This window comes from Cryobacterium levicorallinum (assembly GCF_004402405.1).
GTDB lineage: Bacteria > Actinomycetota > Actinomycetes > Actinomycetales > Microbacteriaceae > Cryobacterium > Cryobacterium levicorallinum.
In genome coordinates, this window is record NZ_SOFE01000008.1 from 75868 (window position 1) to 100804 (window position 24937).

Here is a 24937-nt window from a genome sequence, read left to right on the forward strand (position 1 = left end):
ATTATCCTTCGAGATCGAAGTCCGCCCCCAAAAGCCGCAGCTTGCCGATGAAGTTTTCGTAACCTCGGCTGATGATTCCCACGTTGCTGACCGTGGACGTGCCGTCGGCCGAGAGCGCTGCGATCAAGTGGCTGAAGCCGCCGCGCAGGTCGGGTACGACGATATCGGCGCCGTGCAGCTTGGTCGGTCCGGTGATGACGGCGGAATGGTTGAAATTGCGCTGACCGAACCGGCACGGATGGCCGCCGAGGCATTCCTTGTGAATCTGAATGGTCGCGCCCATTTCGACGAGGGCGTCGACGAAGCCGAAGCGCTGCTCATACACGGTTTCGTGCACGATCGACGTGCCGTGAGCCTTGGTCAGCGCGATGACAAGCGGCTGCTGCCAGTCCGTCATGAAGCCGGGGTGGACATCCGTTTCAATAATGACGGGCTTCAAATCGCCGCCGGGGTGATAGAAACGGATGCCGTCGTCACAGATATCGAAAGCGCCGCCGACCTTGCGGAAAACGTTGAGGAAAGTGATCATTTCGGGCTGGCGGGCGCCGCCGACGAAGATGTCGCCGTCGGTGGCGAGGGCCGCTGCAGCCCAGCTGGCGGCCTCGTTGCGGTCGAACAGCGCGCGGTGGTTGTAGCCGAGCAGGCGTTCGACGCCCTCGATGCGAATCACCCGGTCGGTGTCGACCGTGATGATGGCGCCCATCTTCTGCAGAATGTTGATGAGATCCATGATCTCGGGCTCGATCGCCGCGCCCTTGAGCTCGGTGATGCCGTCGGCCCGCACCGCGGTGAGCAGCACCTGCTCGGTGGCTCCGACGCTCGGGTAGGGCAGTTCGAGCTTGGCGCCCTTGAGTCCGTTCGGCGCCGACATGCGGATGCCGTTGGGCTGCTTCTCGACGACGGCACCGAACTTACGCAGCACTTCGAGGTGAAAGTCGATCGGGCGGTCGCCGATGCGACAGCCGCCGAGATCGGGGATGAACGCTTCACCGAGGCGATGCAGCAGCGGGCCGCAGAACAGGATCGGGATGCGCGAGGAACCGGCATGGGCGTCGATCGCGGCGAAGTGCGCGCTCTCCACGTCAACCGGGTCGAGGACCAGGGTTCCGGGTTCGTCGCCCTCGGTGACCTTGACGCCGTGTACCTCGAGCAGCCCGCGAACGATCCGAACATCGCTGATATTCGGAACGTCCTTGAGCACGCTCGGGGTCTCACCGAGGAGGGCGGCGACCATGGCCTTGGTGACGAGGTTCTTCGCCCCCTTCACCTCGATGCGGCCGACCAGGGGAATTCCCCCTCGAATGGTGATCTTGTCAGCGGTCAGGCCGACGGATGCTCCGTGGTTCGCAGCGCTCCCCCGCTCATTCGCGTCGTCGTGGTTTCGAGCGTCGTTCAACTTCTTCGCCTCGTCGGTTTCGCTACTATCTGTTTCGCGCAGAGTGCTCACAAGTTACCTGTCCTGGTGCAAATTAGTGCAAATGCAAATTACATCAAATTAATTCTGGAAGATTCGGGGGAAAGGGCGGGAAGGGTGCGGGGCAACCAGGATTCGCGTTTGGTTTCAAATTCACTGATTCGCGCTTCGTCACGCAGGGTCAGCCCGATGTCATCCAGACCTTCGAGCAGCCGCCATCTAGTGTAATCATCGATTTCAAAATTCACCGTCAGATCGCCAACACGCACGGTTTTACTGACCAGATCCACGGTCAACTCCACGCCCGGATCGCACTCGACCAGGTTCCACAGGGTTTCAGCATCCGCTTCGCTGATCTGGCCGGCGAGCAAGCCCTGCTTGCCCGAGTTGCCGCGAAAGATGTCGCCGAAGCGGGGGCTGAGCACTACGTCGAAGCCGTAATCGCGCAGCGCCCAGACGGCGTGCTCCCGCGAGGAACCGATGCCGAAGTCGGCGCCGGCGATGAGTACCCGACCGCCCTGGTACTCCTTCTTATTGATCACGAATTCGGGGTCGAGGCGCCAGGCTGCAAACAGGGCGTCTTCGAAGCCGGTGCGCGTGACACGCTTAAGGTGCACGGCCGGGATGATCTGGTCAGTGTCCACGTTGGATCGGCGCAGCGGCACCGCGATGCCGGTGACGGTAGTGAATTTCTGCATGTTGCTTAGTCTCCATCCTGAACGAGGTCCCACGGGCTTGAGAGCGTGCCGCGAATGGCCGTGGCGGCCGCGACGAGCGGCGACACCAGGTGGGTACGCCCGCCCTTGCCCTGTCGTCCTTCAAAGTTTCGGTTACTGGTCGACGCGCAGCGTTCGCCGGGTTCGAGCTGATCGGGGTTCATGCCGAGGCACATCGAGCAGCCAGCGAAACGCCATTCGGCGCCGAAATCGAGAAAGATCTGGTCAAGCCCCTCGGCTTCGGCCTCGATGCGTACCCGGGCCGAGCCAGGAACGACCATCATGCGCAGTCCCTCCGCTTTGCTCTTGCCCTTGATGATCTCGGCGGCGGCCCGCAGGTCTTCGATCCGACTGTTGGTGCAGGAGCCGAGGAAGACGGTATCGACCCGAATCTGCTTCATCAGCGTTCCGGCCGTCAGGTCCATGTATTCCAGGGCCCGTTCGGCCGCCGAGCGCTCATTGGCGTCGACGATTTCGGCGGGGTTCGGCACCGATCCGCTCAGCGAGACGCCCTGGCCGGGGTTGGTACCCCAGGTCACGAAGGGTTCGAGCTCGTTGGCGTCGATGATGACCTCGGCGTCGAAGCTGGCACCCTCATCGGTGGCCAGGGTCTGCCAGTACGCGACGGCCGCGTCCCAGTCGGCGCCGCGCGGTGCGTGGGCGCGACCCTTGAGGTAGTCATAGGTGACCTGGTCGGGCGCGACCATGCCGGCGCGGGCGCCGGCCTCGATCGACATGTTACAGATGGTCATGCGGCCATCCATGGAGAGAGCGCGAATGGCCTCGCCACGGTATTCGAGCACGTAGCCGGCTCCGCCGCCGGTGCCGATCCTGGCGATCACGGCGAGGATGATGTCCTTCGCGGTGACCCCGGTGCGCAGTACGCCGTTGACGGTGATCGCCATAGTCTTGAACGGGTTCAGCGGCAGCGTCTGGGTCGCCATGACGTGCTCGACCTCGCTCGTGCCGATGCCGAGCGCCATCGCTCCAAAGGCTCCGTGGGTGGAGGTGTGCGAATCGCCGCAGACCACGGTGATGCCGGGCTGGGTCAGGCCGAGCTGCGGGCCGACGACGTGCACGATGCCCTGCTCGATGTCACCAAGCGAGTGTAACCGTACCCCGTATTCGGCGCAGTTGCGACGCAGCGTCTCGATCTGGGTGCGGCTGGTCGGGTCGGCGATGGGCTTGTCGATCGCGAGCGTGGGTGTGTTGTGGTCTTCGGTCGCGATGGTCAGATCCGGCCGGCGCAGCGGCCGGTTGGCCAGGCGCAGTCCGTCGAAGGCCTGCGGGCTGGTCACCTCGTGCAGCAGGTGCAGGTCGATGTAGATCAGGTCGGGGGTTCCGTCTTCACCCTTGGTGACGAGGTGCTTGTCCCAGACCTTCTCGGCGAGCGTGCGCAGGCCGGCGTCGGAACTAATGGTCGAAGTGGGTATTACGTTGGTCATTTTGAGCGTCTTCCTCACGAATCGATGGCAGCCACGCCGAACGCCGCGACGAGGGAGGCCTCAGTACAGGGACTCGTCGCGGCAGATAAGAAGTCGGTTCAGCACCACGGATTCAGGGTAACACCTCCCCCGCAGGCCCGGTTCGCGCTGCTCAGCTGACCGTCGACTCCACGTAGACGACGCTCACGTTGTCACGTCCACCGTGTTCGATCGCAGCATCGACGAGAATGTCGGCCATGCTGCGCCCGTCAACAGCCGAGTGGATGTTCGTGGCCAGCAACCGCGCAATCGTCACGTCGTCGAGTTCCTTGGTCAGCCCGTCGGAGCAGATCAGGAACGCCTGCTCCCCCGAAGCGGGTAGCAGCCAGACATCCGCGTCGACAAATTCGTCGGCGCCGATGGCCCGGGTGATGACATTGCGTTCCGGGTGCTTCTCGGCATCCGCTCGAGAAATCAGGCCGGCATCGACCATCTCCTGCACTGCGGAGTGGTCGATCGACAACTGGGTCAAAACGCCATCGGACCAGGTATAAACCCGGGAATCCCCGACGTTGAAGGCCATCCAGTGATAACCGACCTCGTCGCCGGCATCGACCAGCGCGATCCCGGCCAGGGTCGTTCCCGACACAGCGGTGCCCGAGTCGCCTTCAGCGCTGAGATCACGCACGGCATCGTTCGACGAGTGGATGGCATCCAGAATGCGCTCCGGGGTGGACGGCAGGTCGCGGGCGATGTGCTCGTCAAACACGCCCAGCACGGTCTGACTGGCGACGTCACCCTGGGCGTGTCCGCCCATGCCGTCGGCCACCAGAAAGACCGGAGACTGCGCGAGAACGCTGTCCTCATTTACCTTGCGTACGTTGCCCACCTCGCTGCGCACGCTGAACACGAGACTGGCGGTGCTGCTGGAAAATTCGATGGTGCTCTGTTGATTCAGAGTCATGAATCCTCCGTTCGCCGCCATCTGGCCTCGTTCAATCATTCCCCAGCGTTGACCGAAATCTCTTCGGCGAGCGTGTGCCCACGCTTGAGGGCATCGTGACGGGCCTTGATCAGGCTCGCAATCGTTGCCACGGCCATGCTACCGATGATCACGCCGAGCGAAGTCCAGGTGTCGATCTCGGGTGCCCACAACATGGGGTCGCCGCCGTTGATGAAGAACACCTCGTTGGTGTGCATCGCGTGCAGCACGAGCTTGACGCCGATGAAGCCGAGGATGACGGCGATACCGTACTTGAGGTATTCGAGGCGTTCGAGCAGTCCGCCGAGCAAAAAGTACAGCTGCCGCAGGCCCATCAGGGCGAAGAGATTGGCCGTGAAGACGATGAACGGGCTTTGGGTGATGCCGAAGATCGCCGGAATGGAGTCGAGCGCGAAGATGAGGTCGGTCGTACCGATCGCGATGAACACGATCAGCATCGGGGTGAAGACCTTCTTGCCGTCGATCAGCGTGCGCACCTTGGAACCGTCGAATTCCGAGGACATGCTAATGCGCCGACGGAGCAAACGGATGACGCCGTTTTCTTTCTCTTCGGTTTCTTCCTCCGACGAGAACGCCTGCTTCACCGCGGTGTAGAACAAGAACGCGCCGAAGATGTAGAAGATCCAGGCGTAACTCTCGATCAGCTGGGCACCGAGCAGAATGAAGATTCCACGCAGCACGAGGGCGATGATAATGCCCACCATCAGCACTTCCTGCTGGTACTTTCTCGGCACCGAGAACCGGGCCATGATGATCACGAAGACGAACAGGTTGTCGATCGACAGGCTGTACTCGGTAAGCCAGCCGGCCAGGAATTGGCCGGCGTGTTCGGCGTCGCCCAGCACCAGCATCAGGAGCGCGAAGATCAGCGCGAGTCCCACATAGAAACCGACCCACAGGCCGGCCTCTCGCATGCTCGGAACGTGCGGGCGCTTGTAGACGATGAGCAGGTCGGCGACCAAAATCAGGGTCAGAACGACGAGGGATCCGGCTTCGAACCAGAGAGGGAGAGCGAGTTCCACGGGGGCCTTTCAAGAAATGACGGGAGTCAGGTGTTACAGAACCCGAAAGTCTCTCCCGCACCGAAAGCATCCGTTCGGAGCCCATCGATACCACCGCGACCGGGGCCCCGCCAGTGCGGCCCGTATTGACGATCGCGACATAGGACCCGATCGGGCCCAGAGGGATACTCCCCTTCGCTTGCAAAATTCTAACAGTGCGCTGGTCGCGCCCAGCACTCGACCCCGGTCGCCGCGGCGCCACCTATAGTTGGACCTTATGACTATGGACCGGGTTCGATGACGGCCGCTGGCCCCCCGCGCGAGTATCTCGACTGGTCCGAAAACGGAGTGTCGACCTCCGCGCTCTGGCGATCAGCCAACGGCGCCCCGGCCCCGAAACGTGTCGTGCCGGTTGACGACACCATCACAGCGGATGCCGCCTACCGGCTGGCCTCACAGGGTGTCGCCCTGCTCTGGACCGGCGATTTTCAGAACGCCCGCCAGATTCTGACCGCTCTGGAACACCGCACCCGGCCCCGCCCCGACAAAACCCAGCGCACCACCGCCGAACTGTTCTATCGCTACCGGCAGAACCGATCGCACCGGGCGCGCATTCTCAGCCTGCTGCTGGTCCCGCTGGAGATCGGCAACATCATCGGACTGCGCCGGGCTCCCGACGTGGTCGCCGCCACAGTGGATGCCTATGGGAGCATCGCGGAGGCATCCGTTGTGTCGCTGCACGAGGTGCTCGGCACGATCGGTGCACACCAGTGGCGCACCAAGGGCATTCGCGTCGCCGCGCTGAACGCCTCGATCTACCCGCACTACGGCACTTTCTTTCCGGTGCGCAGCGAATACGTCGATCTCGTGGCAACGGCTCCGCTGGCCGCGCCGCGGGTAGCCTTCGACATCGGCACCGGCACCGGAGTGCTCGCGGCGGTGCTGGCGACGCGGGGCGTACCACGGGTGATCGCGACCGATCTCGAGCCGCGCGCCGTGGCATCCGCTCGAGAAACGGTGTCCCGACTGGGGATCTCCGGGCGCATCGAGGTGCAGCTGACCGACCTGTTTCCCGAGGGGCGTGCCGATCTGATCGTCTGCAACCCGCCGTGGATTCCGGCGACCGCGCATTCCCTGCTCGACGCTGCCGTCTACGACCCCGGCTCGCGCATGCTCAAGGGCTTCCTGGCCGGCGTGATCGACCATCTGGAGCCGAACGGTGAGGTCTGGCTGGTGCTCTCCGACTTTGCCGAACTGGTCGGGCTGCGCACTCGCGCTGACCTCATGACCGTGATCGACACCGCCGGCCTGCGGGTGATCGGTGCGCTCGAAGCGGCCGCCGTGCACTCCCGGGCGACCGACACGAGCGACCCGCTGCACGCCGTGCGCCAGAGCGAGGTCACCTCGCTGTGGCGTCTTCGTACCAAATAGACCGCTTAAACAGAAACACCCGGCCCCTTCAAAAGAAGGAAGCCGGGCAATTGTGACCCCAGCGGGATTCGAACCCGCGTTACCGCCGTGAGAGGGCGATGTCCTAGGCCGCTAAACGATGGGGCCGTTTTTGCAACTTACCGAGTATGCCACACGGACCAGCGCAGTTCCAAACTGAGCGCACACGGCGCGTCGCGACAGCACCAAAACAGCAATCACGACAGCGGATGCTGTTGCGCCACGACTCGAATCGCGGTTAGCTCGGGGACATGAAACTGACCAAGCTGGAGCATGCCGCCCTGATCCTCGAGCTCTCAGGCAAGAAGCTCTACATCGACCCCGGTTCGTTCACCACGGCGCTGACCGGCACGGCGGGCGCCGTAGCCGTCGTTATCACCCACGAACACGCCGACCATTGGACCCCGGAACAGCTGGGCCGGATCGTCGAAATGAACTCCGACCTACGCATCTTCGCGCCGGCCGGAGTCGCTCGGGCGATCGCCGCCTTCAATGCCGATCTCAAGGTGACGACGGTGCAGGCCGGGGACGTGATCGAGGTCGCCCCGTTCACCCTGCGCTTCTTCGGGGCGACGCACGCGATCATTCACGAGTCGATTCCGGTCATTGACAACGTTGGAGTGCTGGTCAATGACGAGTTCTACTACGCCGGTGACGCCTTCACGTTTCCCGAAGGGGTCACGGTCGGCACACTCGCCGTTCCGGCCGCGGCGCCCTGGATGAAAATCAGTGAGGCGATGGACTACGTTTTGGCCGTCCAGCCGAAGCGCAGCTTCACGACCCACGAGATGCTGCTATCCCGGGCCGGGAAAGACCTGTCCAATGCACGAATCCAAGGTGTCACCGAGCAGGGTGGCGGCGAATTCTTCGCGCTGGAACCGGGAGACAGCCTCGATCTGTAGCTGCGACAGGGCACTCCCCCTCAGCAAATTTGCAGCTACTGCAAATTAGAGTGCAGTTACTGCATTTTTTAGGATCTAGCACCGAACTGAGGGACGCCCGATGGACTCCGAGTGGGTAATTGATGCGCAGGGCCTGGAGAAATCCTACGGCTCTGGCACGAGCCGGTTCGACGCGCTGAAGGGCGTGTCCGTGCAGATCGCGCCGGGCGAGACCGTGGCGATCGTCGGCAAGAGCGGGTCGGGCAAGTCCACCCTCATGCACCTGCTCGCGCTACTCGACGAACCCGACAAGGGAACACTGCAGGTCGGCGGCCAGGACGCCAAGTCGCTGTCCAAGCGCGCCGTCAACGAACTGCGCAATAAGGAATTCGGCTTCGTCTTTCAGCAGTTCTTTCTCACCCCCAACGTGAGCGTGCTCGACAACATCATCCTCCCGCTCAAGATCGCCGGTATGGGCGGCAAGGAACGCCGCCGCATCGGCATGCAGGTTCTTACGCAGCTCGAGCTCGCCGACAAGGCCGGCAACAAGGCCACGACTCTCTCGGGCGGGCAGAAGCAGCGCGTCGTCATCGGCCGCGCCCTGGTCAATTCGCCGCGCGTGATCTTCGCCGACGAACCGACCGGCAACCTCGACACCGCCACCGGCGCCGTCGTCGAAGACATCCTGTTCGAGCTGAACCGCAGCCAGGGCATCACCGTCGTCATCGTCACCCACGACGAGGATCTCGCCGCCCGCTGCGACCGCCAGATCTACATTCGCGACGGACTCATCGTCTCCCAGCTGGCCGCCCACGCCCCCGCAGCACACAGCACTGCAGCAATGAACACCGCCGGAGGCGCAGTATGAGAACCAAAGACCTCGTCGCCACCGCGATCTCCAATACCTTTCGCAGCAAGCTCCGCACGACGCTGACCGTGCTGGCCATCTTCGTCGGCGCCTTCACCCTCACCCTGACCAACGCGGTCGGCGCCGGCGTCAGCCAGTACGTCGACGCCCAGGTCGGTGCCCTCGGCTCGCCCGACGTGTTCATCATCACCCAGGCCAGCGATGCGACCGCCGCCGGCGACGGCCCGGTCGAATATGACGCCGAGAGTTCCGCGTCGGTCTCCAGTCGGCAAGGTCCCCCCGGCACCACGACCAAGGCACTGACGGATGCCGACCTCCGGGCGATCGCCGAAACGTCCGGCATCGAGTCGGTCGACCCGATCCGCTCGGTGCAGCCCGACTACGTCGAATACGACTCGGGCACACCGTACGAGTTCAGCATCAACGCCACCTCGGCGGTGACCACGGCCGACCTCACGGCGGGCGCGCAGCTCGACGGCAGTGCCGAGGAGGCGCAGCTGGTGCTGCAGGACACCTTTGTGATTCCGCTCGGCTTCGCCTCCGCGGATGACGCGGTGGGGGCATCCGTTTCTATTGGGATCACGGACATTCTCGGCGAGAAGCACGTGGTCGACGCCACCGTCGTCGGCGTCTCGCTCGAGAGCCTGCTCGCTGCCGGGGCCGGAGCCAACGATGCCCTGATCGCCGAACTGGCCGACGCGCAGTCCGGCGGCATCGACACCGCCGTCACGAGCTACGGCGTGGCCGTCGCCCACTTCGATACCGCGCTGGCCGCCGAGGGCATCAGCGCGCTCAAGGCCGACCTCGCGACCGAGGGCTATTCCGCCAGCACCATCGAGGACCAGCTCGGCGCTGTGCAGACCGTGATCAACGGCATCGTCGGTGTGCTCAACGCCTTCGCCGTGATCGCCCTGATCGCCGCGGCATTCGGCATCATCAATACCCTGCTGATGAGCGTGCAGGAACGCACCCGCGAGATCGGTCTGATGAAGGCCATGGGCATGAGCGGTGGCAAGGTTTACACCCTGTTCAGCCTCGAAGCCATTTTTATCGGGTTCCTCGGCAGCGCCATCGGGGCCGGTGTGGCCATCGGCCTCGGCTCTGCGCTGAGCGCCGTGCTGTCGCAGGGCTTCCTCTCCGGGTTGCCCGGGCTGAACATCCTATTGTTCGAACCGATGTCGGTGGCCTTCGTCATTCTGCTGGTCATGGTGATCGCGTTCCTCTCGGGAACCCTTCCGGCCCAGCGAGCCGCCAAGCAGAACCCGATCGAGTCGCTGCGCTACGAGTAGCGCCGGCAATCCGATAAAGCACACCGATGAACCAGGACGAGTCATGATCGACACCCCCACCACCTCCACTCGCCCGCGCTCCCGCGAGGACAAGCACCACGCGACGAGCTTGCGCGTGGAACGGAGCGCGGTCAGCCTCGTCCTGGAACACGGTTTCGACAACGTCACGGTGGATATGATCTGCACCGCGAGCGGCATCTCACAGCGCACCTTCTTTAACTACTTCAAGACGAAGACGGCCGCCATTATCGGTGCCGAACCACCGACCATTGACGAGGCAAGCGCTCGCGAGTTCATCGCAGCGCCGGGAGACGACCTGCTGCCGGACGCGCTCGCGCTGATGAGCGCGATGGGGCCGCCGGACGGCATCGACGAGCAGCTCTTCACCGACCGAATTCAGATCTTCGGCCTGCATCCGCAGCTCCTGCAGGAGCAGCTGGAACGGATGAGCCGGGTCACCGATGAGGTCGCTGAGCTCGTCTACCTGCGACTAGCCCGAGGGGTCGACACAGACACCGAAACCGACGCTGACCGAGTCTTTCGACACGGCCAGGCCGAGTTGCTCACGCACGCCTTGCTGGGCGTGCTGCGGTTCATGGCGCTGCAGTGGATTCCCTGCCCCCAGTTCGGAGCGACGGCCGACACGAGCCAGGAGGATGGTCGGGAACGCCCCACCCGGCTGACCCTGGCCGAGGCGCTGGACCGCACGGTCACTCTCCTCCGGCAGACGCTGAGCATCCCGGGTCTATAGGAGCTGACCCTGCTCGGTGTCGGATTCGACCGGAAGCCACTTAACGAGAGCCGCGCGCAATTTGGCCAGGTGCAGCGGCCGCATGAGGTACTCGTTCATGCCGACCCAGCGCGACTGGTCAGCATCGCTGCCGCGCACCGCGCTCGCGGTCATGGCCAGAATCGGCATCCGCGTACCGGGCGGCTCGGCCGCCCGGATGGCCGAGGCCAGCTCGTAACCGTTCATCTTTGGCAGGTGCAGAGCGGTGATTACCAGGTCGTAGTCGCCGCTCGTCCACCGCGCGAACGCGAGCGCACCGTTGTCGGTCACATCCGCGTCGTAGCCCAGCAGGTTCAGCTGCCACAGGATGAGCTTCTGATTGCTCAGGTTGTCCTCGGCCACGAGGATGCGGATCGCGCCCGGTGCGCGAACCGCAGCCCGGCTTTCCGGGGAGGGCGAGGCATCCGCTTCTGTGCTCGCCTGCTCGAATTCGTTCCCGCGCTCGAGAACATTTCGGGTGAGCGATCCCGCTTCGTGCGACGCGACCGCATCGTCCACCCGCGGCATGAGCCAGTTGATCGCGTCCTGAAGCTCCTGATAGTGCAGGGGCTTGGTGATGTAGGCGTCGCAGCCAGCGGTGCGGGCCTTTTCCTGGTCTCGGCTCATGGCCATGGCGGTCAGCGCAATCACCGGGATGTCGGCGGTCACCGGGTCGTTCTTCAACTCGGTGGTGGCGGCGAAGCCATCCATTCCCGGCAGCTGGATGTCCATGAGAACCAAGTCGGGAACTTCGACCCGGGCCAGCGACAATCCACTCTCGGCATCGACCGCTTCCAGTGTCGAATACCCGGCCCGTCGCACCAACAGCTTGGCCAGTTTCATATTGATCGGGTTGTCTTCAATAATCAGAATCCTGGCCACTATTCATCACCCAGATCCAGGCCCGAACTTAGCGCTCGCTTCACCTCGGCTATGAACGCCGTTCGATTGAAGTTCTCGGTTCCCAGCACGCGCACGGACTGGGTCGGGTCGCTGTCGGCGGGGGCCAGCTCCTGATTGGTGAGCCGCTTACCGGTGACCACGAGCACGGGAATGTGTTCGGTATTCGGGTCACTCTGCAGGGCCAGGACCACCTGATAACCGCTAAACCCTTCCATCATCAGGTTGAGCAGCAATAGGTCAGGATGCAGGCGCTGCGCCATCTCGATCGCATCATTCTTGGTGAACGCGCGTTCCACGGCGTACTCCGGGCGAGTCAGGAACCGGGCAATCACATCAACGGTTTCGGGATCGTCATCGGCCACCAGAACCCGCCGCGTGCGGAGCGCGTCCGGGCCGAGACCCAGCACGTTCAACGATTTCCGCAGAGCTGCCCGACTGATCGGTTTCTCCAACACGGCCGCCGCACCGTGGGTCAGGGCCAGGGCCACATCGGTATCCCCTGCGATAATCACGATGGGAACCGCCGCCAGATCCGCGAACTCGTGCAGCCGAATCAAGAATCCCCACCCGTCCATTCCCGGCAAGCGGATGTCCAGGGTGATCAGGCTGAGTTGTTGGTGCGGAGCGAGGGCGAGGCCTTCCTCGCCGCTGGGGGCGACGATGACGCGAAACCCCTCAGCCTCGAGCAGCAGCCGCAGTACCTCTGCGCCCTTGGCGTCATCCTCGATGACGAGGGCAACGTGTTTCTCCGACTTCACTTCCTGTTCCTGCTGCTCCTGCGATTTGGCGGCCGGCTGGCCGGTCGTGGTCGAATGCACCGGCCGGTCGGGTACAACCGGCGTTACCGCTTCCGGCTCGGCCGACTTTGGCGCGACGGCAGCCGGTGCCGGGTTAAACGGATGCGGCTTGGGCCGGTCGGTTGCGCCCGCCACCTTGCTCGCCGGTGCCGACTCGCGATCGGTGGTCCCCGTCAATTCGTCTCCCGGCGCCGACCAGGCCGGTGCGACCTGATCGGTGGCTCCCAACGGCACCCACACGACAAAGGTCGAGCCCTCGCCCTCGGCGCTGGCCACGGCCACCGTTCCGCCCTGAATCCCCACCATCTCCTTGACCGTGGCCAGACCGAGGCCGGTGCCCTCGAACCGTCGGGCCAGGGTGCTGTCGATCTGGCTGAAGGCGAGAAAAAGTTTCGACATATTCTCGGAGGAAATGCCCATACCAGTGTCGTCGACGCGAATTTCGAGGAAGTCCAAAACTGTGCTGACGGGCAGCGGAAAATCGTGCACGGGCCACGAACCGGCAATTTTTCCGACGGCGCTCCGCGGCACCCGTTTGGCCATCAGGGTGACATTCCCATAGTCGGGCGTGAATTTGACCGCGTTCGACAGAAGATTATAGACAATTTGCTTGGTTTTGCGCATATCGAGAAGCGGCACGCCGAGGTCTTCTGCACCCTCGAAGCGCAACTGGATATCGTGGGCGGCCGCTCCGTCGCGCACAATCAGCAGGCTCTGCTCGAGCAACAAGCGCACATCAACGGGTTCCAGCTCGATCTCCATCATTCCAGCCTCAACCTTGGACAGATCGAGAATGTCATTGATCAGATCGAGCAGGTGATGTCCACTGGTGAAGATATCTCCGATATAGTCCCGCTGGGAATCGCTCATATCACCCATGAGCCCGTCTTTGAGCGCCTCGGAGAACCCGATGATCGCATTCAGGGGCGTGCGCAATTCGTGCGACATCGTCGCGAGAAACTCCGTTTTCATCCGGCTGGCGTGTTCCAACTCGATGTTGGTCTCCTTAAGCGCCCGTTCGAACCGCTTCCTCTCGGTCACATCCCGGGCAGATGCGAACACGCCCTGAACGACCCGGTCGCGATCGTAGAACGTTGCCGCGTTGTAGGAGACATCCGTTTCATCGCCGTTGAGCGCTTGCACCGTGAGCTCGTAGTCGTTGACCCGGCTCTCGGTGAGGGCCCGCTGAATTGCCGTGTCGGCCCGGGCCGGGTCGGTGAAAAAATTGCGGCAGGGCGCGCCAATGAGTTCGTCCCGCGTTCGGCCGGTCAGTTCGATCATCTGCTGATTGACGTCGGAAATGATTCCCAGGGTGTCGGTCATCATGAGCGCGTCGATATTCGACTCGATCAGTGAGCGCGTATAGAACTGCTGGTCGCGCAACCGCTGGTCCAGCACGGATTGGGCGACCTCCACCTGCTTACGCGACGTGTTGTCGGTAGCGATCAGCAGGTAGCCGATAATGGCGGCGTCTTCATCACGCAGCGCGGTGACCGAGACGATGGCCGGAAACCGGCTGCCATCCTTGCGAATCTTGGTGATTTCATAGATGTCTTCAATACCGCGACTCGCCTTATAGACGAGTGCTTCGAATCCGGGCTGGATCGTGGTGCCGAACTCCAGGCTCAGCTGGGCCGCCCGCATAATAATCTCTTCCGGATCGTGAATCTCGGCCGGAGTGATCTTGTTCACCACTTCCTCCGCCGTATAGCCGAGCATCCGCTGCGCACCGACGTTGAAGATTTGGATGACGCCCTGGGCGTCGGTGGCGATGCTGGAGAAGTTCGCGCTGTTGAAGATCGCGTCCTGCAAACTCACCGTCTGCTGCAGCAAATTCTTCGCCAGGAGCGCCTCTTGCGCTACCGCGCTGTCTCCACCGGGAAGGTTCGCCTTGACCGTAGCTGCGGAATCAGCGGCGGCGGACGGCCGGGAATGATTCTTGCGGTTGTGGGGGGTCATAGTCATCACGCCTTCCGTGATCTATAGAGTGCGCTGTGAGCGTGCGGTGCGGGAACGCTTCACGGTATGGCAGAACAGGCTCGCGGTCGGCAACCTCGCCTCGCTGGATTGCCGCGAGTCGACCGGGGGAATTTCCCTCACTTAAATCTATATCACGAATCGTCAAAATGACCCCCCATCGGGGGTAGTTAAGCTGGTCGGGTCACGCCAGGTGCTGTGCTCATTCGGCACAACGCGCCGAGAAACCCACATCTGGCATCCGCTTGAATTACAAAATTTCACTCTGCCCTGATGAGTCCAAGAACGTCTGATCGGACTTTTTGCCCACGAGTGCAATCCAGTGTCGGTCCACTCGCGCTACTCAGCGCTCCCGCGGTGGAATACCGACGAGAGCCCGTCACCGGTTAGTCCGAAACACCATCCGGCCGGCGCTTCCCGGGCAGCCCTGAACGAGTCTTGGCAACGGTCGAGGGTCGAACTAATTTCAGAAGCAGCAAACCCCGATAAGGAGGTATCGATGGCCGAGTTCTTACCCATCCAGCCGTGCCTGTGGTTCGATGACACGGCCCGCGAGGCAATGGAATATACGTTGACGTGTTCCCTGATTCGCGGATCAATTCGATCGTCGAGTACCCCGACGCTGCGCTCGACGAACACTTCGCCGGAATGACCGGCAAGGCGCTGAACGGTTGATTCACCCTGAACGGAGTGGATTTCGTTTGTCTAGACGGCGGGCCCGTTTTCACGTTCAACGAGTCGATCTCCTTCGTGGTGTTGTGCAAGGACCAAGGCGAAATTGACGCGTACTGGGCCAAGCTCTCCCACGTGCCCGACTCTGAGCAGTGCGGCTGGTGCAAAGACCGATTCGGTATCAGCTGGCAGATCATCCCCGAGAATATGGCCGATCTGACTCGCCGACCCGAGCAGATCGGCGTGATGACGGGCCAGAAGAAGATTGTGATCGCGGAACTCGAGAACGCCTGAGCATTTCGTTTCCCGGTACTCATCGCTCAGATCCAGAGCGGATGCCTCGGCGGCGAGAGTCGCGCCGGCGATGTCGCCGTCAGCCGGCGAGCGAAATACCTTCTTGGATTCGATCCAGCATTTGTTCAGGGCTCAAGATTGCGGAACTGGAATTGCAGACGAACCGAGCCATCGAGCGGCAGCACGAGAGTTGTGTTGTGGTTGTCCCAGGCGTTGGGGATGAGAAACATGCGATCCCCTCCGACAATGAGGAGTCGCAGCCCCCAATAGCGGAACCGAAACGTCTCGTCGGCCGACGCGGGCAGCTCGATTTCGTTCACCCGCTCCTCGTCCGGGAGAAAGAGCCGCTCCTCGGTGTCGACAATGACGCTGGGAAGGTTGTCAGGGCGCCGCGCCTGTTGCTGGGCGAGACCCAGGCCCGACCACTGCGCGACCGTGGCCGTCGCCCAGAACACGCAGGCGGCGACCGCAGCCCAGAGCAGCACGACGACGCCCGGAGGCGGGCGGTGACTCGCACCGGCTGTGCGAGCCAGGAACCGCACGGTACCCAGGGAGTACGCTGCGATCGCGCCGCCCAACGCCAGGACGAGCGGAGTGACGAGGGGGTAGTAGCCCCATCCGGCGAGGAGCGGAGAGGCGAGGAGCGCGACGACCCCTATTACCAGGATGACCAGGCCGACGACGACGCCCCGCCTCACCGCAGCCGCACAGCCGGCTCGGCTCGAGCGACGTCGGATCTGCGCGTGCCAGGCGATCAGGGCTGCGCCGACCAGCGCGAACACGAGAAGCGGCAGCATGAGCGGCTGTGGGCTGCGCATCACGTAGTCTTGCGTGCTCAGGCCGATGACGTCGACGTCAACGTCAATGCCGAAGTAGTCGTACTGGGCCCGAGACGAAACGTAGCCGAAATAGAAAAGCAGGGCGCCCAGAAGCGTCGCCGGAGCGATGATGCTGCCGAGAACGTTCAACCGGCGTTCGAACTGTGCACCACCCTCCTTCTCCCCCGGATCGGGCATCAGGCGGGTCCGCTCAGAGTCGCTCCCAAGCTCTCATCCGCGGGAGGTGCATCGGCGACGGGAGGCGTGTCAAGGGGGATGCTGAGGGTGCTCTCGGTGACTAACGCGGATAAAAATTTCGCGCACTCAAAGGTCTCACCCTCAGCGCAGATGACCTCGCCGGCGATGCTCACGTCCAGCTGCACATCCGGCGAACTCGGCTGTTTGCCGGTCGGCGCGATCGCCAGATCGCAGGTCTGGTTGGCGACGTCGAAGATGAACCCGATGCACGGCGGATTCTCGCCGCTGCATCCAGAATCGGCGAGCGCGTAGGCGTCGTCCGTGAAGGTGGCACCGCTGATCCAGATCTGCACATTCTCCGGAATCCTGAAGTTATCCTGTTCGACGATTCAGTTCACCGTTACGCAATTGTCGGCAAACGTATTTTCGTCAAAACTCACACTGCCACCGATTGAGAGTTGCGCGAGCCCGACCGATATTTTGCTTCCGCCGGTGTCGGGAGGCGGCGCCGGCGACGACGACGTGCTGGGAGCTGGGAGCTGACGAGCTGGGGGCGTTTGGGGTGACCTCAGGCTGCTGAGGTTGGGCGACGGCCCACCCCGTCAGGGCCGCCCCGACAAGGGCGATCTCGACGAGAACGACGCCGATGACTGAAAAAGTTCGTCGTGCATCCATGACAACCTCCCGGTGGAGGGTGACGACGAAGCGAAGCGGATGCCGGCCGCGTTCACTCCGGAACGCCACTGATGTTGTGAGTATCCCCCCAGACTGGCTTGCGGGCAACGCCTGCACGACCCGAGGGTGACCAGGTCTCAAGGCTGGGGCGTCCGTTCACGTTGCTCAGGATTCGCGTCCGGAGAATTGGCCGCCTTCGATCCTCAACGCTGCCAGGTTAGGACCTGCTCAAACGTCCACGCTTGACTCCGTACCGCAGGTATCTCACGCGACGACGCATATGCGCCGATATGGCGGTCCCGAGCGAGTCTGCCGCCACTCCTCGAGCGGGCGGTGTCTGGAAAAGAAGAAATGCCCCTGGTTTCCGCGGAAACTCAGCGGCTAGTGCTGGGGTACCTGGACTCGAACCAAGAACAAATGAACCAGAATCATCCGTGTTGCCAATTACACCATACCCCAATGCCTAATCCGAAGATCGGGCCGAGTAGTAGCCTAGCCCACTTGGGCTGGAGAGGCCAAACCGAGGTGTCCCCCGGCGAGTCGAAGCCCCTCCGACCCCGCGGTCAGGCGGCCGTCACTACCGCCAGCGCCCGATCGAGGCGATCCAGAGTTTCAGCCTGCCCAAGAATTTCCATCGACTCGAACAGCGGCGGGGAGATCTTGCGACCCGACAGTGCGACGCGCAGCGGTCCAAAAGCAACACGCGGCTTGAGTCCCAGGCCCTCGATGAGGGTCTCGGCCAGCAGCGTGTGCACACGGTCGGTGGTCCATTCCACTGCAGGAATACCTTCGAGGGCGGTACGACTTGCGCCGAGAATGTCGGCGGCGTTCTGCGGGAGGGAGGCGAGGGCATCCGCTTCGAGAATGAGGTCGGCGCCGGTCACGAAGAGAAAACCGAGCATGGCGGGCGCTTCGCCGAGCAGCGCGATGCGTTCCTGGATGAGCGGGGCGCCCTGAGCGAGCAGGGCCAGGTCGGCGGCGCTCGGGGTCTCGCCGAGCACGCCGGCGGTCACGAGGTAGGGAACCAGGCGGGCGGCGAAGTCGTTCGCTTCGAGCTGGCGAATTTGGTCGCCGTTGATGGATTCGGCCTTCTTGAGGTCGAACCGGGCCGGGTTCGGGTTGACGTTGACGACGTCGAACGCGGCCGTGAACTCGTCGATCGTGAACACGTCGCGGTCGTGCGAGAGCGACCAGCCGAGCAGGGCGAGGTAGTTGAGCAGTCCTTCGGGGATGAATCCACGGTCGCGGTGCAGAAACAGGTTCGCTTCGGCGTCGCGCTTGCTGAGCTTCTTGTTCTTCTCGCCCATGACGTAGGGCAGGTGACCGAAGCGCGGCACGAAGGTGGTCACGCCAATGTCGATGAGCGCGTGGTAGAGCGCGATCTGGCGCGGGGTGCTCGAGAGCAGGTCCTCGCCGCGCAGAACGTGCGTGACGCCCATGAGCGCGTCGTCGACCGGGTTGACGAAGGGGTACAGCGGATGCCCGTTCGGCCGCACGACCACGAAGTCGCTAAACGAGCCGGCCGGGAAGGTAATCTCGCCACGCACGAGGTCATCGAAGGAGAGCTCGGTGTCCGGCACCCGCAGGCGGAGCGCCGGGGAGCGGCCCTCGGCCCGGTAGGCGGCCTTCTGCTCCTCGGTGAGATCGCGCTCGAAGTTGTCGTAGCCCATTTTCGGGTCACGTCCGAGGTCGCGGTTACGCTTCTCGATCTCTTCGCCGGTGACGAAACTCTCGTAGATATGGCCGCTCGCCTTGAGCTGCTCGATGACTCCGCGGTAGATGTCGTAGCGCTCGGACTGGCGGTACGGCGCTTGGGGGCCGCCGACATCCACGCCTTCGTCCCAGTCGAGCCCGAGCCAGCGCATCGCCTCGACGAGCTGGAGAAAACTTTCCTCGCTGTCGCGGGCTGCGTCGGTGTCCTCGATGCGGAAGATCATCGTGCCGCCGGTGTGCCGGGCGTAGGCCCAGTTGAACATGGCGGTGCGGACGAGGCCGACGTGCGGCGTTCCGGTTGGAGAGGGGCAGAACCGCACGCGAACGTCGGTTCCGGTGGCGGTAGAAAACGGGTGTGCAGTGGTGTCAGACATTACTCATGATTCTAGTTGGGCGATCCCGGACCTACTTCTTTCCGGGCCCGGGCCCGGAAAGCGGGCCCATGATCGAGCATGGGCCCGCTTTCGTAAGGTGGGCCCGGCGCACGCCGCCTAGACGACCGACGAGATCGCGACCAGCGCGCGCAGCGCAGCGGCCAGGGCTGGTACACGCTCGGCTCCGGCAGCTGTCACGGCGTGCAGGGTGCGATGGTCCTGCCCGGATGTGGCACGGATAGAGGCGCCCGCGCGCCGGCCGACCGACTCGATCGCGAGGGCAGGAAGCAGCGCGACCCCGATGCCGGCCTCGACCAAGCCAAACACGGCGGCGGCGTTGTCAGTCTCATAGCTGATGCGCGGGGCGAATCCGCGGCGATCGCACAAGTCGAGCAGGTGGCCGCGGCAGCGCGGGCACCCGGCCACCCAGTTCTCGTCGGCGAGGTCGCCGAGGTCGATCGGTGCGGCAGCACCGGCCAGCGGATGCCCGGCCGGCAGCACCAGCATCATCTCGTCTCGCCGCAGGGTCGCCACCCGCAGCCCCTGGGCGCTCTCCCGGTGCGGATCCACGCGGTCGCCCGGGTAGCTGAACGTGATGGCCAGGTCGGCCCGATTCTCGCGCACGGCGGCGACGGCCTCTGGCGGTTCGGCCTCGAGGTAGGTGATGCTGATCTGGGCATGCTGCTGCTTCATGCGCGCCAGCAGGCTTGGCACGAGGGTAGCGGATGCCGACGGGAAGGCCACGAGACGCACCAGCCCGGTGCGCAGCCCCTGCAGCTCGGCAATCTCCCCCCTGGCTGCATCGAGCGCTGTGGCCACGGTCACGGCGTGCCGCGCCAATACGAGGCCGGCCTCGGTCAGTCGCACTCCACGGCCGACACGTTCGACCACGGCGAGCCCGAGCCGCTTCTCGAGCCGTTTGAGCTGCTGGCTCACTGCCGGCTGGCTGTAGCCGAGGGCGGCGGCCGCGGCGGTGATGGACCCGAATTCGTGCACCGCCCCCACGACCCTCAGTGCGTTGGCGCCGATGTCGGGGTTCTCGCCGGGCAAATGGATCATGTCCTCAATCATAATTCTTAGTTATGCAATGCATCAGATACTGGCCGTTGTCGCATGCATTCTCGATGGTCACACTAGAAACATGAGCCCCGCAGCAACGAGCACCAGCAGCCCCACCGCCAAAACGGCCACCAACCCGGGCGCCGGCAAGACCGCTGACACGAGCACGAGCACGAGCACGAGCACGAGCACGAGCACGACGACGGTAACCCTCCTCGAAGCCCGCGCCCGCTACGCCTCGGGCCGCGGCTACCTCGCCGCCTGCACCCTCGGACTGCCCACGATCGACACGATCGCCGCGATGCGCGCCGATACCGAGGCCTGGGCCGGCGGTCAGGCCTGCGCCTCCCGCTACGGTGAGGTCGTCGAGCGCGTACGCGTCGGGTACGCCGATCTGGTGAACGTCACAGCCCACAGCGTCGCGATCGGCTCGCAGACCTCAGTCATGGCCGGCCTGATCGCCGCGAGCCTGCCCGACGGTGCCGAAGTGGTGCTGCCCCTCGGTGACTTCAGCTCGATGGTGTTCCCGTTTCTGGCCCAGGCGCACCGCGGCGTGACCGTGCGGCAGGTCCCCCTCGCCGATCTGGCCTCGAGTCTCACCGCGAACACATGGCTGGTCGCCTTCTCGCTCGTGCAATCCGCCACCGGAACTGTCGCCGACAGCGACGCCATCCGGGCCGCCGCACGTGTAACAGGTACCTTCACACTCTGCGACACCACCCAGGCCGCCGGGTGGATGCCGGTCGACGCCTCCCAGTTCGACGCTACTATCTGCCACAGCTACAAGTGGCTCTGCGCCCCGCGCGGCGTTGCGTTCTTCACGGTCGCCGAGACTTTCGCCGCACAACTGCACCCGATCAATGCCGGATGGTATGCGGGAGACGACCTGTGGGCATCCTGCTACGGTCCGGCGATGGCGCTTGCTGCCGAGGCCCGCCGGTTCGACGTATCGCCGGCCTGGCCGGCCTGGGTCGGTGCCGAACCGGCCATCGACCTGTTCCGCCGTCTGGATATGACCGAAGTGCGCGCCCACACTGCGGGGCTCGGTGATGCCCTGAGTGACGGTCTCGGCTTGCCTCGGCTTGATCAGGCCATCGTCAGCTGGCCGGATGCCGGTGGCCGCGACCTCGCTCGCCTCGCCTCCGCCGGAATCACCGCCTCTGGCCGCGCCGGTCGAGCCCGCGTGGCGTTCCATCTTTGGAATGATCGGGACGACGTGGACGCCGTGCTGGACGCGCTGCGCCGCGGCTAGGTACAGCCAGGCAACGCTGGGCGTACGTTCCCTGTCGGCGACGTCGAGCCCCTGGGCCCGACGTCGCCCGCCGTTATGCTTTCTCAGCGACGGCCGCAATAATCGCCTCGGCGAGGGCGCCCGATGAGGCCGGGTTCTGACCGGTGTAGAGGTTGCGGTCGATCTCCATGTGCGGAGCGAATGATTCGCCGGCGATGAAGTCGGCGCCCAGTTCGACCAGGCGGCTCTGCACCAGCCACGGAGCCTTCGGAGCCAGTCCGCCGAGAACCTCTTCGGCGTCCGTGAAGCCGGTCATCCGGTAGCCGGTGAACGGCCAGCTGTCGTCGGCACGCTGAGCAGCGAGCAGGGCGGCCGGGGCGTGGCAGAGCACGCCGAGGATGCGGCCGGTGTCGAGAGATTCGGTGAGGATGCGCCCAGAGTCGGCATCCACAGCCAGGTCTTCCATCGGGCCGTGACCGCCCGGGTAGAACACCACGTCGTAGTCGGCCACGGTGATGTCGTCGAGGCTGAGCGGTCCATCGAGCTGGCTGGAGATGGTTCCGATGTAGTCGATGATCTGTGCTGCACGGTCCTCTCCCCCGGCCGCATCGGCACGGAGGCTGACCGGGTCGATGGTCGGGGCCACACCGCCCGGTGTGGCAATGCTGATCTGCCAGCCGGCCGCAGTGAACAGGCGGTGCGGCTCAGCGAGCTCCTCTGCCCAGTATCCGGTGGGGTGCTGGCTGCCGTCGTTGAGGGTCCAGTGGTCAGCGGCGCTGACGACGAAAAGTACGTGGGTCATAGTGTCTCCGTTTTCAGTGAAGTCGTTCGCGGAATTGTGCGGGGTGATTCGAATCAGAGGGTCGGGATGAGCCCGCCCGTGCGAACGACCATTTTGCCGGTGTTCTCGCCGCGCATGAGGCCGAGGAACGCTTCGACACTGTTCTCGACGCCGTCGACGACGGTCTCGTCGAAGACGATCTCGCCGGAGTCCAGCCAGGCGGCCATCTCGGCGGAGAATGCCGGAAGGTGGGCCCAGTAGTTGCCGATGGTGAATCCCCTGAGGGTCAGGCCGCGGGTGACGATGTTGGACAGGTTGTTCGGACCGGCCGGGGCATCCGTGCTGTTGTACAAGGAGATAGCGCCGCACAGGGCCGCGCGGCCGCCGTCGTTGAGGGAGGCCAGGGCTGCCTCGAGGTGCTCACCGCCGACGTTGTCGAAGTACACGTCGATGCCGTCGGGTGCTGCAGCGGCGAGCTGGTCCGTGATCGAACCGTCCTTGTAGTTGAACGCGGCGTCGAAGCCGTACTTGCTGGTGAGCAGCGCGACCTTCTCGGGCGATCCGGCGGAGCCGATGACGCGCTTGGCGCCCTTGAGTCGGGCGATCTGGCCGACCATGCTGCCGACCGCTCCGGCTGCGCCGGAGACGAACACGGTGTCGCCTTCCTTGAGCCCCGCGATTTCGAGCAGGCCGACGTAGGCGGTCAGGGCGGTCATGCCGAGCACCCCGAGGTAAGCGGAGGCCGGAACGCCGGGGAGCTCGGGAACGACCCTGAAGCCGGCGGCGTCCTCCTGCACCAGGTCACGCCAGCCGTACTGATGGGTGACGACGTCGCCGATGGCGAACGCCTCGTTTGCGGAGGCGATGACGCGGCCGACAGCCGCGCCGGTCATGGTCTCACCGAGCACGAACGGCGGTATGTAGCTCTTCACATCGTTCATCCGGCCACGCATGTACGGGTCGACGGAGATGAATTCATTCGCGACTCGAATCTGGCCGGCCGCAAGCTCCGGCAGGTCGACGGTCACGGTGCGGAAGTCCGCATCCGTCGGCCAGCCGACGGGACGGTTCACGAGCTGGATCTGGGTACTGACAGTATTTGACGCCATGGTCGGCTCCTCTGCTAGTTCTAGAACGATCGTTTTACTATATAGTAGACTTATCGGTGCACAAAATTGTCCGATCGTCGGACAGAATTCAAGGAGCGAACATGGGGCGGATGCAGACCTTTGACAGCGGAGTGGTCGTGCAGGCTGCGCGAAACCTGTTCTGGGACAAGGGATTCGACGGCGCATCCCTGGCCGAGCTGGAGGCGGCCACGGGCGTCGGGCGGTCCAGCCTGTACCACGCGTTCGGGAGCAAACGCGGGCTCTTCGACGCCGCGGTCACCGACTATCTGGAGACGGTGATCCGGCCACGTCTGGCCGGATTGCGAGCGGGGCCCCGCGATTCCTCAGCCCTGCTCGAGTACTTCGCCGGCCTCGCCCGCGCAACGGTCACGCAGGCCCCCGACTCAGCGCAGACCGGATGCCTTCTGGTCAATTGCGCCGCCGGCCTCGCCGCGCACGACGAGCCGACCCGCGCCGTCGTGGAGGGATACCGCATCGAGTTGACCGATGCGCTCAGGCACGCACTCGAATCGGCCGCGGCACCGTCATCGTCATCGTCATCGTCAGCAGCGGAATCCGTCGACGAGCGCGTGCGCACCCTGGCCTCCCTGTCCCTGAGCGCAATGCTCGTCGCCCGGGTGAACCGGGATGAGGCGATCGCCCTGCTGAACACGGCGTCGAACCAGGTCAGGATCTGGTTCCCCGACGCCACCGACTGAGTCCGGCGCCGGATCCGGGCCCGGGCCTTTGCCTGGATCTTGGTGCCCGCTCGCGGGTCAGGCGGGGCGCACCACCGGGTTCACCAGCGAACCGATGCCCGCGATCGCCATCGTGATCGTGTCCCCATCGACGACGGCCGTGGGCGTGTCCAGGCGTCCGGGCAGGATCACATCACCGGGCAACAGCGTGAACACGCTCGAGGCGAACGCGACCAGGGCAGAAACCGTGTCCTCGGTCATGCGGTCGTCATCGTCAAGCGCGACCGCCTGAAATTCCTCGTCGTTGATAAGCCCGCGCAGCGCTGACGACGCCTCATCGAATTCAGTCTCGATGACCGGACCGAGCGGCAAAAACGTGTCGAAGGCGCCCGCTACACCCGAAGCGAGGTTGGCCGCGGTGACGACCGTCGCGACGGTGTAGCCGAAGACGCGGCTCAAAGCATCCGCTGGCGAAACGTTCTTGGCGATCTTGCCGATGATGATGGCGAGCTGGCCGTCGACCTCGATCTGCTCCGACGCGGCCGGCAGCACGATGGCGTCGCCGGGGCCGACGACGGCGGTGTTCGGCCGCAGCACGAACGCCTCGGCCGAGACCATAGCAACGACCTTCGACCGCGGAATCACCGGCGCGAGCAGCTTCACGTCGGCCAGGGCGACCCGGTCGCCGGTCGTGTCGAAGCCGGCGAACATCGGGTCGCTGGTGAGCACGACCAGTTCGTGCTCGTCAACGATGCCGAACGCGATGGCGCCCTGGTAGCTGTAGCGTGCGATCTTCACGTGTCTCATTCCCGCCCGCAAAGGCC

22 protein-coding genes and 2 tRNA genes are annotated in these 24937 nt (G+C 64.1%); 8 read left to right on the forward strand and 16 right to left on the reverse strand.

Translation table 11 applies throughout. From position 1 onward, the window contains the following. Position 1: 1 nt before the first annotated feature. From murA to E3O11_RS04330, 5 genes are all read right to left on the reverse strand, one after another. The gene (gene murA / locus E3O11_RS04310; RefSeq protein ID WP_233195338.1) at positions 2-1324 is read right to left on the reverse strand and encodes a UDP-N-acetylglucosamine 1-carboxyvinyltransferase; all 1323 of its coding nucleotides are present in this window, start codon (positions 1322-1324) and stop codon (positions 2-4) included. A 161-nt stretch (positions 1325-1485) separates the two neighbouring features. Beyond that, the gene (gene leuD / locus E3O11_RS04315; protein ID WP_092449255.1) at positions 1486-2112 is read right to left on the reverse strand and encodes a 3-isopropylmalate dehydratase small subunit; all 627 of its coding nucleotides are present in this window, start codon (positions 2110-2112) and stop codon (positions 1486-1488) included. Positions 2113-2117: 5 nt separating this feature from the next. Continuing rightward, positions 2118-3575, reverse strand: a complete 1458-nt coding sequence (leuC, locus tag E3O11_RS04320; protein WP_092449256.1) for a 3-isopropylmalate dehydratase large subunit — start codon at positions 3573-3575, stop codon at positions 2118-2120. A gap of 151 nt (positions 3576-3726) precedes the next feature. After that, a complete protein-coding gene (locus E3O11_RS04325) occupies positions 3727-4518 on the reverse strand; it encodes a PP2C family protein-serine/threonine phosphatase (protein WP_092449430.1) in 792 nt (263 codons plus the stop codon). A gap of 35 nt (positions 4519-4553) precedes the next feature. Further along, positions 4554-5579 (reverse strand): TerC/Alx family metal homeostasis membrane protein, encoded by a 1026-nt coding sequence (locus tag E3O11_RS04330; RefSeq protein WP_092449257.1) that lies wholly within the window; start codon positions 5577-5579, stop codon positions 4554-4556. Positions 5580-5855: 276 nt separating this feature from the next. Between E3O11_RS04330 and E3O11_RS04335 the strand changes: the two genes are divergently transcribed. Further along, entirely contained in the window at positions 5856-6989 is a 1134-nt protein-coding gene (locus E3O11_RS04335; protein ID WP_092449258.1) for a methyltransferase, read from the forward strand. Between the two features lie 53 nt (positions 6990-7042). On the opposite strand, the gene E3O11_RS04340 is transcribed toward E3O11_RS04335, so the two are convergent. Next, positions 7043-7115 (reverse strand) — tRNA-Glu (locus E3O11_RS04340). A gap of 143 nt (positions 7116-7258) precedes the next feature. Between E3O11_RS04340 and E3O11_RS04345 the strand changes: the two genes are divergently transcribed. The 4 genes from E3O11_RS04345 (at position 7259) to E3O11_RS04360 (ending at position 10796) form a co-directional block, all read left to right on the forward strand. Further along, positions 7259-7909 (forward strand): MBL fold metallo-hydrolase, encoded by a 651-nt coding sequence (locus E3O11_RS04345; RefSeq protein ID WP_092449259.1) that lies wholly within the window; start codon positions 7259-7261, stop codon positions 7907-7909. Positions 7910-8009: 100 nt separating this feature from the next. Further along, positions 8010-8756, forward strand: a complete 747-nt coding sequence (locus E3O11_RS04350; RefSeq protein ID WP_092449260.1) for an ABC transporter ATP-binding protein — start codon at positions 8010-8012, stop codon at positions 8754-8756. After that, the gene (locus E3O11_RS04355) at positions 8753-10045 is read left to right on the forward strand and encodes an ABC transporter permease (protein WP_092449261.1); all 1293 of its coding nucleotides are present in this window, start codon (positions 8753-8755) and stop codon (positions 10043-10045) included. Before E3O11_RS04350 ends, E3O11_RS04355 begins: the two co-directional genes overlap by 4 nt. 43 nt (positions 10046-10088) lie before the next feature. Then, positions 10089-10796 carry a TetR/AcrR family transcriptional regulator gene (locus E3O11_RS04360; protein WP_092449262.1) on the forward strand — a complete coding sequence of 236 codons (708 nt, stop codon included), beginning with the start codon at positions 10089-10091 and terminating at the stop codon, positions 10794-10796. Here E3O11_RS04360 and E3O11_RS18030 read toward each other — a convergent pair. Both E3O11_RS18030 and E3O11_RS04370 read right to left on the reverse strand, forming a co-directional pair. Further along, positions 10791-11696 carry a response regulator gene (locus E3O11_RS18030; protein WP_092449263.1) on the reverse strand — a complete coding sequence of 302 codons (906 nt, stop codon included), beginning with the start codon at positions 11694-11696 and terminating at the stop codon, positions 10791-10793. The genes E3O11_RS04360 and E3O11_RS18030 overlap by 6 nt on opposite strands. Further along, positions 11696-14479, reverse strand: coding sequence for a response regulator (locus E3O11_RS04370; protein WP_134495415.1), 2784 nt, complete (start codon positions 14477-14479; stop codon positions 11696-11698). Before E3O11_RS04370 ends, E3O11_RS18030 begins: the two co-directional genes overlap by 1 nt. 702 nt (positions 14480-15181) lie before the next feature. Here E3O11_RS04370 and E3O11_RS18035 point away from each other — a divergent pair. Further along, complete coding sequence (locus E3O11_RS18035) at positions 15182-15457, forward strand: VOC family protein (RefSeq protein WP_241994638.1); 276 nt, start codon at positions 15182-15184, stop codon at positions 15455-15457. 125 nt (positions 15458-15582) lie between these two features. Here E3O11_RS18035 and E3O11_RS04385 read toward each other — a convergent pair whose 3' ends face one another. From E3O11_RS04385 to E3O11_RS04405, 5 genes are all read right to left on the reverse strand, one after another. Beyond that, positions 15583-16473, reverse strand: a complete 891-nt coding sequence (locus E3O11_RS04385) for a hypothetical protein (RefSeq protein WP_198415545.1) — start codon at positions 16471-16473, stop codon at positions 15583-15585. After that, on the reverse strand, positions 16473-16826 hold the full coding sequence (locus tag E3O11_RS04390) for a hypothetical protein (protein WP_092449265.1): 354 nt from the start codon (positions 16824-16826) through the stop codon (positions 16473-16475). The genes E3O11_RS04385 and E3O11_RS04390 overlap by 1 nt, the downstream gene beginning before the upstream one ends. Before the next feature lie 709 nt (positions 16827-17535). Next, positions 17536-17607: transfer RNA gene (locus E3O11_RS04395), tRNA-Gln, on the reverse strand. Positions 17608-17711: 104 nt separating this feature from the next. After that, the gene (gltX, locus tag E3O11_RS04400) at positions 17712-19235 is read right to left on the reverse strand and encodes a glutamate--tRNA ligase (protein WP_092449266.1); all 1524 of its coding nucleotides are present in this window, start codon (positions 19233-19235) and stop codon (positions 17712-17714) included. Between the two features lie 117 nt (positions 19236-19352). Then, positions 19353-20294 carry a LysR family transcriptional regulator gene (locus E3O11_RS04405; RefSeq protein WP_092449434.1) on the reverse strand — a complete coding sequence of 314 codons (942 nt, stop codon included), beginning with the start codon at positions 20292-20294 and terminating at the stop codon, positions 19353-19355. An 82-nt stretch (positions 20295-20376) separates the two neighbouring features. Between E3O11_RS04405 and E3O11_RS04410 the strand changes: the two genes are divergently transcribed. Next, positions 20377-21546, forward strand: coding sequence for an aminotransferase class V-fold PLP-dependent enzyme (locus tag E3O11_RS04410; RefSeq protein ID WP_092449267.1), 1170 nt, complete (start codon positions 20377-20379; stop codon positions 21544-21546). 73 nt (positions 21547-21619) lie between these two features. Here E3O11_RS04410 and E3O11_RS04415 read toward each other — a convergent pair whose 3' ends face one another. Further along, complete coding sequence (locus E3O11_RS04415) at positions 21620-22327, reverse strand: type 1 glutamine amidotransferase domain-containing protein (RefSeq protein WP_092449268.1); 708 nt, start codon at positions 22325-22327, stop codon at positions 21620-21622. Between the two features lie 53 nt (positions 22328-22380). After that, the gene (locus E3O11_RS04420) at positions 22381-23415 is read right to left on the reverse strand and encodes an NADP-dependent oxidoreductase (RefSeq protein ID WP_092449269.1); all 1035 of its coding nucleotides are present in this window, start codon (positions 23413-23415) and stop codon (positions 22381-22383) included. A gap of 101 nt (positions 23416-23516) precedes the next feature. Here E3O11_RS04420 and E3O11_RS04425 point away from each other — a divergent pair, with 101 nt between their 5' ends. Beyond that, on the forward strand, positions 23517-24134 hold the full coding sequence (locus tag E3O11_RS04425) for a TetR/AcrR family transcriptional regulator (RefSeq protein ID WP_092449270.1): 618 nt from the start codon (positions 23517-23519) through the stop codon (positions 24132-24134). Between the two features lie 57 nt (positions 24135-24191). Here the strand turns inward: E3O11_RS04425 and E3O11_RS04430 are convergent, their stop codons facing one another. Continuing rightward, positions 24192-24911 (reverse strand): fumarylacetoacetate hydrolase family protein, encoded by a 720-nt coding sequence (locus tag E3O11_RS04430; protein ID WP_092449271.1) that lies wholly within the window; start codon positions 24909-24911, stop codon positions 24192-24194. Positions 24912-24937: the final 26 nt, after the last annotated feature.

Coding starts and splice junctions, on each gene's coding strand:
- leuD (WP_092449255.1), bottom strand. CDS start 2,112: ATGCAGAAATTCACTACCGTCACCGGCATCGCGGTGCCGCTGCGCCGA.
- leuC (WP_092449256.1), bottom strand. CDS start 3,575: ATGACCAACGTAATACCCACTTCGACCATTAGTTCCGACGCCGGCCTG.
- E3O11_RS04325 (WP_092449430.1), bottom strand. CDS start 4,518: ATGACTCTGAATCAACAGAGCACCATCGAATTTTCCAGCAGCACCGCC.
- E3O11_RS04335 (WP_092449258.1), top strand. CDS start 5,856: ATGACGGCCGCTGGCCCCCCGCGCGAGTATCTCGACTGGTCCGAAAAC.
- E3O11_RS04345 (WP_092449259.1), top strand. CDS start 7,259: ATGAAACTGACCAAGCTGGAGCATGCCGCCCTGATCCTCGAGCTCTCA.
- E3O11_RS04350 (WP_092449260.1), top strand. CDS start 8,010: ATGGACTCCGAGTGGGTAATTGATGCGCAGGGCCTGGAGAAATCCTAC.
- E3O11_RS04355 (WP_092449261.1), top strand. CDS start 8,753: ATGAGAACCAAAGACCTCGTCGCCACCGCGATCTCCAATACCTTTCGC.
- E3O11_RS04360 (WP_092449262.1), top strand. CDS start 10,089: ATGATCGACACCCCCACCACCTCCACTCGCCCGCGCTCCCGCGAGGAC.
- E3O11_RS04370 (WP_134495415.1), bottom strand. CDS start 14,479: ATGACTATGACCCCCCACAACCGCAAGAATCATTCCCGGCCGTCCGCC.
- E3O11_RS04385 (WP_198415545.1), bottom strand. CDS start 16,473: ATGCCCGATCCGGGGGAGAAGGAGGGTGGTGCACAGTTCGAACGCCGG.
- gltX (WP_092449266.1), bottom strand. CDS start 19,235: ATGTCTGACACCACTGCACACCCGTTTTCTACCGCCACCGGAACCGAC.
- E3O11_RS04405 (WP_092449434.1), bottom strand. CDS start 20,294: ATGATCCATTTGCCCGGCGAGAACCCCGACATCGGCGCCAACGCACTG.
- E3O11_RS04410 (WP_092449267.1), top strand. CDS start 20,377: ATGAGCCCCGCAGCAACGAGCACCAGCAGCCCCACCGCCAAAACGGCC.
- E3O11_RS04415 (WP_092449268.1), bottom strand. CDS start 22,327: ATGACCCACGTACTTTTCGTCGTCAGCGCCGCTGACCACTGGACCCTC.
- E3O11_RS04420 (WP_092449269.1), bottom strand. CDS start 23,415: ATGGCGTCAAATACTGTCAGTACCCAGATCCAGCTCGTGAACCGTCCC.
- E3O11_RS04425 (WP_092449270.1), top strand. CDS start 23,517: ATGGGGCGGATGCAGACCTTTGACAGCGGAGTGGTCGTGCAGGCTGCG.